This is a genomic window from Rhizobium giardinii bv. giardinii H152, from assembly GCF_000379605.1.
Lineage (GTDB): Bacteria > Pseudomonadota > Alphaproteobacteria > Rhizobiales > Rhizobiaceae > Pararhizobium > Pararhizobium giardinii.
Genome location: NZ_KB902686.1, coordinates 35,223 through 45,010 on the forward strand (window position 1 = coordinate 35,223; position 9,788 = coordinate 45,010).

Sequence of the window (9,788 nt, forward strand, 5' to 3'; positions counted from 1 at the left end):
GCTGGTTACAGAACAGTCCCCCGCGGTTACTGGCCCCGCAACAGGCAAGCAAGGGGCGAGCAGGGCAATGCGCTCTGGAAGGGTTCTCGGCTGCCGCGTTGACGAGACAACTTTGCTGATCCTCGGCCTCGGTCGTGTGATGGCCGGCGAAGTGGTGGTCGGCGTCGACGGGGATCAAGCGGGCACGCGACGCGCGTTTGTCTCGCAATGGCGATTGGCCGCGCCCTCACCACGGGCCAAACACGGCTTCGCGGCACTCCTACCGGCAGGGGCCACGGACCGGGGCATGACCACGATACGGTTCGGTGAGGATGAGACGGGCGCGGCCTACATCTTCGCGCCCCGACTTGCCTCTGCGGAGGAAGCAGCCGCGCTCGTGACCGAGTCCGCAGCATCTCAGTCGGCCGCGGTCATTGACCGTCTCGTGGACGTTCTGATGGTCGGCAACGTTAATCGCCGCAGGCTTCTGACCATCACAAAACTTTTGCAGGCAGCCGACGCAAGTGATGGTTTCGTCGAGTTGATTGGTGATAGCCATGACCGCACGACGTTCCTGCAGGGCTGGAGCCGCAGCATGGTGCCGGGGCCCTGTCGGGTGTCCTTGGTAGGCAACGCGACACCGGTCGTCGAGGAGTGCGGCATCGCGGTCTTTCCCCGCCCGGACGCTCCCGATAGCGCATCAGGTTTTGTTGGTCTGCTCGCGGCCAATCAGGCTGCGCGCGCTCTCGACATTGAAGGTCTGGTCTATCGAGGGCGCGCCGGTTGGAGGTATGCCGCGGTCCACCCCCGACGGCGCATCGCCGGACCGCTGGAGACGCCCGAACACATCCGGTCGCACTTGTTGCGCTCACATAGCGCGCCAGACGTGCTCCTGTCGCTCCGAGCGGCCGCCAACAGCTTCGACGGCAAAGAAACCGTCTCCAGCCTGCCGTATCCCGTCCGGATGGGAACAGACAACACCTTTGAGGCCGATGGAGGAAATCTCCTCGTCTCCGGCTGGCTTTATGACCCCGATGACCACGTTGTAGCGGTAAGACTGCGTCGAGGCGATGCTGCTACCCGTGTCGACGAACGCTGGACGCGGCTCGATCGCCCCGATGTCACGGACAGTTTCAACGACCAGCAGCACTTGGTGTCGAGCCTGCGGAGCGAACAGCATGCGCACGGCTTCATCTCGCACGCCAAATTGACGAGCGAAGATTGTGGAGCGCCTCTCTACTTCGAACTGACGCTGCGCGATTCGCGCCGTGCATTTTTGCCGGTGCACCCAACGCGGGTTTCAGCGCGCCTGGCGGCATTGCGCCACATCGGCTCCATCGATCCGGAGACCTGTGCGTTGCCGGCGATCATCGATACACAAATTGTCCCATTCCTCGGCGAAACCGGAAGGTCGGCGCCGGTCATTGACGCCATCCTGGATGCTGGATCCTTCGATCAGGAAAGCAGCCCGCCGATCATCATCGGAGCCGGGGGGACAGAGGGGCACATTTCCCCGCTGCTGGCCTTGCTTGCGCTCGATCCGGAGACCCGGCGCGCGCCGATCGTGATCGTCATGCCTGCCGAGCGCTATCGCAGGCAGGCCGCCTGCCTTAGTGAACTCGCGCGGTTCTATCGTCTTTCGGTTAGGCTGGTATCGGCGAAGGGTACAGCCGACTATTACGACTTGCTTGAAGCCGGCGCGCAAGCACTCTCCTGTGAAACTATCGTTCCACTTTCCGCCTCCCTGATCCCGCACGCGACAGGCTGGTACGGAAAGCTCGTGGCCACAACCGCGACCTTGAAGGGAAGCATCATCTCGCCCGTCCAAGCTTACGAGGACCATTCCGTTCGGTGGGCGGGAAGCTGGATCGATGACAACTACGACCAACCAGTCGTGGGTCGCTATACTGGATATCCGCTCAAAGCAGTTACCGAGATGACGCTGACCCGTATCGCGGCAGCCTCGCTCGAGTGCTGCATCATGCCCCGCGACGCCCTGTTGCGCGCGGGCGGCTTTTCCGGCAGCTATCTGGGCGCGCAGGAAAAAGGCCTGGATCTCGGCCTCCGTCTCAGCCGGTCCGGCATCGACTCCTATTTGCTGCCATCGGTGCAGATGTGGGGCTGCGACGAACCACGCGAAGAGGGGGGGCCGGCAATGGCGACCCTTGTGGAGGGGATCGATCGAAAGATCTTCAAGAGTATGTGGGCGCCTGTCCTTGCCGTGGAAAAACACCCGAGAAAGAGGCCTACATGAACGAGAAGCTTCGCGTCCTCGTCGTTTCGCATGCGCACCCGACAGTCTCGCTCGGCGGAGCGGAAATCGCATCTCACAACCTGCATCTTGGCCTGAAGGCATTGCCGAACGTGGAATCGGTCTACCTGGCCCGGGTCGGCCATCCCGTCCCGCGCCACGCCGCGTCCGCGCTGATGAGCCTTCGCCTTGCCGAAGATGAACTACTGTTCCACACGGACGACTACGACCACTTCTTTTTGTCCAACGGCGATACGCAGGCGATCAGTCGAGACCTGTTGCGTTTCGCGTACGATCTCATGCCCCATGTCGTGCATTTCCATCATGTTCTCGGCATGGGTCTCGAAGCGCTCTACGCCCTTAGAGAAGCATTTCCGCACGCAGCCATACTCGTCACGTTCCACGAATACCTATCTATCTGCCACAATCACGGGCAGATGGTTAAACGGCCTTCCGGCCAGCTCTGCGAAGCAGCCTCCCCAGTCGCCTGCCACGGCTGCTTTCCCGACATCCCCGTCTCGCGCTTCCTTAAGCGGGAGTTGTTTGCGCGCGGGATGCTTGGCGTTGCCGACGCGTTCGTCTCCCCCAGCCGGTTTCTGGCGGAGCGCTATGTCAAATGGGGCATTGAAGAGGACAAGCTCCGCGTCATCGAGAACGGGATCATCGTGGACGCAGCTATGCCCCCGCGAGAGCTGCAAGGTCCCGACCCGCGCCGCAACCGTTTTGCCTATTTCGGCCAGATGACTCCGTTCAAGGGGGTCGATGTCCTGATCGACGCTGTTTCGCGCATCCCCGAGGAGATATGGGGTAAAGACTCCTGCTTGATGATCTTCGGCGGTAACCTCGAGCGACAGCCGATCGAGTTCCAGGAACGGATGAAGAAGCTCATCGCCGACGCCGGCCACCGCGTCCGGTTCTACGGCACTTACCAGAATGCGGACATGCCACGCCTGATGCGTTCCGTCGATTGGGTGGTTCTGCCGTCTGTCTGGTGGGAAAACTCGCCCGTTGTGATCCAGGAGGCCCTGCTCCATGGCAGACCAATGATCTGCTCCGATATCGGCGGGATGGCCGAGAAGGTGCGTGACGGAAAGGACGGCCTGCACTTCCGCGCAGGCAGCAGCCAGGATCTCGCTGACCGTATCGTCGAGGTATTGGGTGACACCCAAATCTGGGATCGGCTACGCGTCTCCATGCGACAACCCGCCGACCACCTCGGCAGCGCGCGCGAACACCTCAAGCTCTATCGCGCGCTGCTGCGGCGGAAACTCGATGCCGCCATGGCCGAGAGCCCTACCGGCGCCGTCGCATCATCACGGTCAGATAGGCGATCTATCTGACGCGTCACCCGGCGAGCTGCGGGCGGAAGACCACGTCGGCCCAGTAGTTCGCCGAATCGTAGGTGTTGGTCGGGAAGAGACCTGTAGTGGCGGATCCGCCGTACGCGTAGACGCCGTTACCACCGGCGGCGGCGCTGGACAAGGCCGTCAGCGGGCCGTTGGTGACAGCGCTTGTAAAGAAGCCATCGGTCGCCACGTAGGCACCTGTCGTGTGATACGACGCAACATAGGTGGTGTTGGCGGCGATGGGGATGGGCGAGGCAAAGTTCACCGTTTGCCAACCACTCGCCGAGGTGTTGGTGAAGGCGGCGGTAGCGAGTCTGGTGCCTGCGGTGGTCCAAAGGTCGACGACGTTCTGGCCGGTGTCGCTGGCGCTGCGATAGAACTTGATGCCGGTAATATCACCGGCAACGTTGGACTGGAACTTGACGCCGACCTCGAGTTGCTGACCATCGTTGAGGTTCGTCTGGGCCGGCGTGTTGGAGGCACTGAACAGGCTATAGGTCGTCGGGGCCGTCGACGCGGTGATGTTGAAGGTCTCGTTGGCGGCGAGGCCGCCGAGGTCGGTCGCCGTTACCCTGACGCCGTACGTACCGGCTGTCGTCGGCGTGCCGCTGAAGGTCCGCGTCGCGGCGTTGAAGCTCAGCCAGGCGGGAAGCGCCGAGCCGTCGGCGGCGGTTGCCGCATAGGTCAAGGTTTCGCCGCTGTCGACATCGGTGAAGGTGTTGGCCGGCAGCACCAAGGAGAAGGCCGAGCCGACGGTGGCGGTCTGGTTGGCGGTCTGGGCGGTGAGCACCGGCGCATCGTTGGCGCCATGGATGGTGACGGTCAGCGTTGCCGTGGCGGTGGCGCCGGCCGCATCGCGCATGGTGTAGCTAAAGGCATCAGTCAGCGTATTCGTCGACTGCCGCAGCGCCTGCACGGCGGCATTGGTCTCGTTGACGGCATAGGTATAGGTGCCCGAGGCATTGAGCACGAGACTGCCGTACGTGCCGTTCAGCGCCGAGCCGAGCGTGCCGGCCGTCGCGCCGAAGCTGACCGCCGTGACGGTCTTGGTGTCACCGGCATCCGGATCGGTGTCATTGGCAAGCACATTGCCGGTGGCGGCCACGCCACCCGAACCATTGGCCACGCCGCCCTTCTCGGTGGCGTCGCCCGTGTCGGCAACCGCCGTTGGCGTCGCGTTCGGTGTCGACGACACCGCGATGTTGAAGGTCTCGTTGGCGGCAAGGCTGCCGAGATCGGCGGCGGTGACCCTGACACTGAGCGTACCGACATCGCCGGCCGCCGGCGTGCCGCTGAAGGTCCGCGTCGCGGCGTTGAAGCTCAGCCAGGCGGGAAGTGGCGCGCCATTGGCAGCATTGGTCGCCGTGTAGGTGAGCGTATCGCCGCTGTCGACATCGGTGAAGGTGTTGGCCGGCAGCACCAGGGAGAAGGCCGAGCCGACGGTGGCGTTCTGGTTGGCGGTCTGGGCGGCGAGCACCGGCGCGTCGTTTGCGCCGTGGATGGTGACGGTCAGCGTTGCCGTCGAGGTGGCGCCGGCCGCATCGCGCATGGTGTAGCTGAACGCATCGGTCAGCGTATTGGTCGACTGCCGCAAGGCCTGCACGGCTGCATCGTTCTCGTTGACGGTATAGGTGAAGGCGCCCGAGGCATTGAGCACGAGACTGCCGTACGTGCCGTTCAGCGCCGAGCCGAGCGTGCCGGCCGTCGCGCCGAAGCTGACCGCCGTGACGGTCTTGGTGTCACCGGCATCCGGATCGGTGTCGTTGGTGAGCACATTGCCGGTGGCGGGCGCGCCGCCCGAGCCGTTGGCCACACCGCCCTTCTCGGTCGCATCCCCCGTGTCGGCAACCGCCGTCGGCGTCGTGTTGCTTGACGTCGTCGGGTTGAACAAGACATCGACCCAGTAGTTCTCGCCGTTGAAGGTGCTGCTCGGGAAGACGCTGGCCGAATTGTAGGCGTAGACACCCGCATTCGTCGGCGCGGTAAGTGGTCCATTTGTCACAGGCGCCGCGAAATAGTTTCCGGTTGCGTTATAGTGTCCATAGTTCGCGTGATACGAGACCACATATGTCGTGCCGGCGGCGATCGCGACCGGGTTGGAAAAGCTCGCTGCCTGCCAGCCTACTCCTGACTCGTTGGTGAAGGTGACGGTCGCCAGCCTGGTTCCAGTGCTCGACCACAGAGATCCCGTATGCGTCCCGATGTTCAAGTCGCTCTTGTAGTATCGCACGCCCGTTACGGTGCCGGCCACTGACGACTGGAACTTCATTCCCACTTCGATGGCGTTGGCATCGACGTCCGGCACGGTGGGCGGTATGGCCGAAGCGGGAAAGAAGTTGTTGCCGGTTACCGTTACGGTGCGGCCGCTGCCAGGGGTCTCCAGATTAACGCTGTCGTCGACCGCCCGAGTCTTGATGGTGAACGTGCCGGCTCTCGGCGCGACCCAGCTGTATGTCCAGGTCTCGTCTCCAACCGCCCGGTGCCACGTCGTGCCGCCATCGGTCGAGACCTCTACCGCGGCGATGACGCCGCCAATATCGGAAGCGGTTCCGCTGATGGTGACGGCGTTGCCCACCTTCAGGGCGGTCCCGTCATTCGGCGCGGTGATCGATGACACGGGTTTTGTGCTATCCGTCGACTGGACTGCTGATATCAGTCCGGCCTCCAATGTGCCAGGCTGGATACCCATGTCGGCCAGCAGGTTGACCATAGCCTGCTTGACCCGCGGGTCGACCGGGGTGGGCTCGAGATCATGGTTCTCGTCGAGTCCCCACGCCCAGTAAACTGTGCCGGCGCCGAACACCAGGGCGCCGCTCGGAGCGCGGTAAAGCGTCAGATTGTGAGTGGCGGTGGCCGACCCGGTCGTGGTGCCGTAGTCCAGCAGATATTGGTTCACGGGCAAGGTTGTCGACGATAGCGCGATGAGTCCAGCGGGACGCCAGCCATTGTCAGGGGACTCATCCCATTCATAACCCAGATAGTTCCGCTCAAGGGTGGCCGTCTGCCCCGGCTGCAGGTTTGCCACGCTGGTATCGCGCCAGAAGCGCAGATTGGCGTCGTCATAGGGGATCGTGATCGCATCGCTTCGGTACGAGTCGACCTGGAACATGGTGCCGGTCAGCGCATTCTCCGGCCGCCCTCCTCCGACCGCGGTCGGCGAGACGAACCGCGGATCCCGGAAGGTTCCCGTCCATTGGTTGTTCGGATCAATGGGGCCGGCCCTGGTCTCCTTGTAGCACACCAGGGTGCGATACGCTTGTGCGCCAGAACTGATGCTGGGTGCAAAGCGCGTCTCCCAGTAGACCTCGTTGCCGCTCCAAAAGCAAAGGTTCACGCCCGCATCCCGTGCTGCCTCGACGTTGGTGCGCTGTTGTCCCGACCAATACTCGTCGTGGCCGACGCTCAGGAACATCTTGTGGTTCTGGATCAGGCTGCCGAGGCGATCGGAGTCCACACCGGCCATATAGGCAACGTCATAGCCGTTCTTCTCGAGCCACCGGATGGCCGGGTACTCGACACCGAAGATATAATCCTGCGGCCCGGACGCGAGGCCGCCGCCCCTGGTGGTGATCGGGCGGTTGTAGCTAACCGCATATGCGCGACCTGGGGCGGAGTCGGTGGCCGGCCCGTTGCCTTGGTACAAATTGGCCCCGCCCCAAGGGTTGTAGGCCTGCCAGGTCTCGTCCGAGGTCTGGAAGAGGACATCGCTGTGGCTGCTGTCGTCGCGTACGATGAACGGGATATGGTTCTGGCCGGCGGTTCCGTCCTGCCGCACGAGCTTGGCGAAGTAGATCCCCGACGCTGCGTCGGCCGGAATTGCCCAGGACGCTGAAACCGACCAGTTGCCGGCGTCGACCAAACCGGTGGCGCTGTCACGCAACGGCGTAGGCTGGTTCTGGACGCCCGTGTGCTGAATGGTGGCAACCTTGCGCGCTCCCATGCCCCCGTAATAGCCGAGGCGATAGATGTCGATGCGATAGTTGCTGGAATTCGTATTGATTTTGAAGCTGACGGTCTGGCCGCGATTGATGCTGATGTCGGTGGCGAAGCCCTCGATATTCGAGCTGCCGGCGCCGTCAATGCCCCACTCACTCTCCGGGTTGCCAGGCTTCTGGTTCTCGAGAACGATCGGATTGGTCGCTGCCGCCGCGAAAACAATTTGAGAGTTGCTGGGGGCAACCGCCTCCATGCTGACCGAGCTGGGCGACGTGCTGACCGGCGTCGTCGTTGCGTTGGCAGTCTCCCCGCTTCCGAGTGCCAACGGGGCCATGCTCCGCGCGAGTGACGGATCACTGGTCGAAGTATCCAAGATGCCGTCACCGCTCGGCACACTATTCGCATCGGCGCTCAGCCTTGTACTCGACAATTGAACGTCCTGTTGAAGCATCCCGCCGCCGGCGTCAGCGTCAGCCTCATAAGGGGACGATGCAACCCCGATTGTAATTGCGTTCGCGTTCTGCTCGAAAGGTGCAAGACCCGACGCAATGGCGGACTGCAGAGGCGAGGTAACAGCGTCGCTTGGAACCCCCGTTCCGCTAATTGTTGCGAACGTGTGGGGCAAGGTCGGCGGTTTGATATTGACCTGACCGTCCGTGGCGGGGATCACGCTCACTCCCTGTCCAATGTCATGCTCAGTGAGCGTAGAGCTGGCGAGGGGACCGACGACAAGGGCCTGATATTTGTTCCCATCCGCAGCTTGCACGGATGTCGCAGTTTGAACAGAAACCTCGCGCGTGTCGGTAGACTTGCGCGACCTCCCCCTTGCGCCCACGATCAGCCACTGGGGAACCCAGGAATCCACTAGGAGTGAGCGTGAAGCCCACCGGCGAGCTTTGCGGTCCATTGCAAGCCCCTCTCGTGAAATTGGCAAAGTCAGATATCTGAGGATCGTTCCGCCAAAATTATAGTCGAAGAATGACGCAGCATATCCTACCCATTTCGACTACAGGCGGCATCCTTTCAGGTGAACGAACTTGTGTGAGCGGCGCCGGTTCCCTTGGGACTACAATGGGTAGGTGAATGGCTCCCCCGGGGGGGCCTGTCATGTCATTCCCGCAGGGAGCCGGCAAACTGTCGAAGCCGCGCGGTAGCATGGGTCCAACCAATCGGCCGCAACGAAAAACGGCCTTTCCCTTCGCCCCTCACCCTTGCTTGACACCCCTTCTACCCCTCCATATGGTTTTTAAACCAAATGGTAAAAAAGGGGAACGATCATGACCAAAGACATACTGATTTCACGCCGCGGCGTGATCGCATCGGGCATTGCTCTTGGCGTTTCGACGCTGGCGCCGATCGCCCGCGCCGCTGCGCCGCTCAAGGTCGCCGGCATCCATGCCTCGCCTGTCGAGAATGCCTGGAATTCGTGTCTTCATGCCGCGCTTCAGGCCGCCGCCAAGGAAGGCGTGATCGAGTATGTGTTCTCCGAAGGAGTCTCGGGCACTGACTATCCCCGTGCCATGCGCGAATATGCAGAGCAGGGTAACAAGCTGATCATTGGTGAATCCTACGCCGTCGAGAAGGAGGCGCGCCAGGTGGCTGCCGACTACCCCGACACGGCCTTCGTGCTCGGTTCGAGCGGCAACGAGGAAGGCTCGAATTTTGGCGTGTTCGGCACCTGGAATCATGACGGCGCCTATCTCGCCGGTATGCTGGCAGGAAAGATGACGAAGTCGAATGTCGTCGGTTCCGTCGGCGCAATCCCGATTCCCGAGGTCAACATGCTGATCAACGCCTTCGCGGAGGGCGTGAAAGCCGTCAACCCGAATGCCAAGCACCTCGTCTCCTTCATCGGCACCTTCTTCGATCCGCCGAAGGCGCGCGAAGCCGGCCTCGCCCAGATTGACGCTGGCGCCGACATCCTGTTCGGCGAGCGTATCGGCACGGCAGACGCTGCCAAGGAGCGCGGCATCAAGGCGGTCGGCTCGCTGATTGACTACACCCCGCGCTATCCCGACACTGTCTTTGCCAACGCGCTCTGGGGCTTCCGTCCGATCCTCGACGCCGCGATCGCCGACGTGCAGGCCGGCAAGCCGGTCGGCAAGAACTACACCGCCTCCGGCCTGATGAAGGAAGGTGGCAGCGACATTGTCTACGTCAAGGGCGTGGCGCCAGCAGACGCGGAAATGGCCATGGAGAAGGTGCGGGCCGACATCAAGTCAGGTGCATTCGAGGTTCCGAGGAACATGGAAGAGCCGAAGTAACTCGGCTCCGTC

The 9,788-nt window shown here is 62.6% G+C and carries 4 protein-coding genes; 3 read left to right on the forward strand and 1 reads right to left on the reverse strand.

Annotated features, from left to right (window positions below; translation table 11 throughout):
- Positions 1 to 67 precede the first annotated feature (67 nt).
- Positions 68 to 2,233 (forward strand): glycosyltransferase family 2 protein, encoded by a 2,166-nt coding sequence (locus A3AY_RS0120445; RefSeq protein WP_018327536.1) that lies wholly within the window; start codon positions 68 to 70, stop codon positions 2,231 to 2,233.
- Positions 2,230 to 3,570, forward strand: coding sequence for a glycosyltransferase family 4 protein (locus A3AY_RS0120450; RefSeq protein WP_018327537.1), 1,341 nt, complete (start codon positions 2,230 to 2,232; stop codon positions 3,568 to 3,570). Before A3AY_RS0120445 ends, A3AY_RS0120450 begins: the two co-directional genes overlap by 4 nt.
- A 4-nt stretch (positions 3,571 to 3,574) precedes the next feature.
- Here A3AY_RS0120450 and A3AY_RS0120455 read toward each other — a convergent pair whose 3' ends face one another.
- Entirely contained in the window at positions 3,575 to 7,765 is a 4,191-nt protein-coding gene (locus tag A3AY_RS0120455) for a N,N-dimethylformamidase beta subunit family domain-containing protein (protein WP_018327538.1), read from the reverse strand.
- Between the two features lie 1,024 nt (positions 7,766 to 8,789).
- Between A3AY_RS0120455 and A3AY_RS0120460 the strand changes: the two genes are divergently transcribed.
- Entirely contained in the window at positions 8,790 to 9,776 is a 987-nt protein-coding gene (locus tag A3AY_RS0120460) for a BMP family protein (protein ID WP_018327540.1), read from the forward strand.
- Positions 9,777 to 9,788 lie beyond the last annotated feature (12 nt).

What these genes read in the sequence shown, in the direction of transcription:
- A3AY_RS0120445 (WP_018327536.1), top strand. Translation starts at nt 68, where the DNA reads ATGCGCTCTGGAAGGGTTCTCGGCTGCCGCGTTGACGAGACAACTTTG.
- A3AY_RS0120460 (WP_018327540.1), top strand. Translation starts at nt 8,790, where the DNA reads ATGACCAAAGACATACTGATTTCACGCCGCGGCGTGATCGCATCGGGC.
- A3AY_RS0120450 (WP_018327537.1), top strand. Translation starts at nt 2,230, where the DNA reads ATGAACGAGAAGCTTCGCGTCCTCGTCGTTTCGCATGCGCACCCGACA.
- A3AY_RS0120455 (WP_018327538.1), bottom strand. Translation starts at nt 7,765, where the DNA reads ATGGAGGCGGTTGCCCCCAGCAACTCTCAAATTGTTTTCGCGGCGGCA.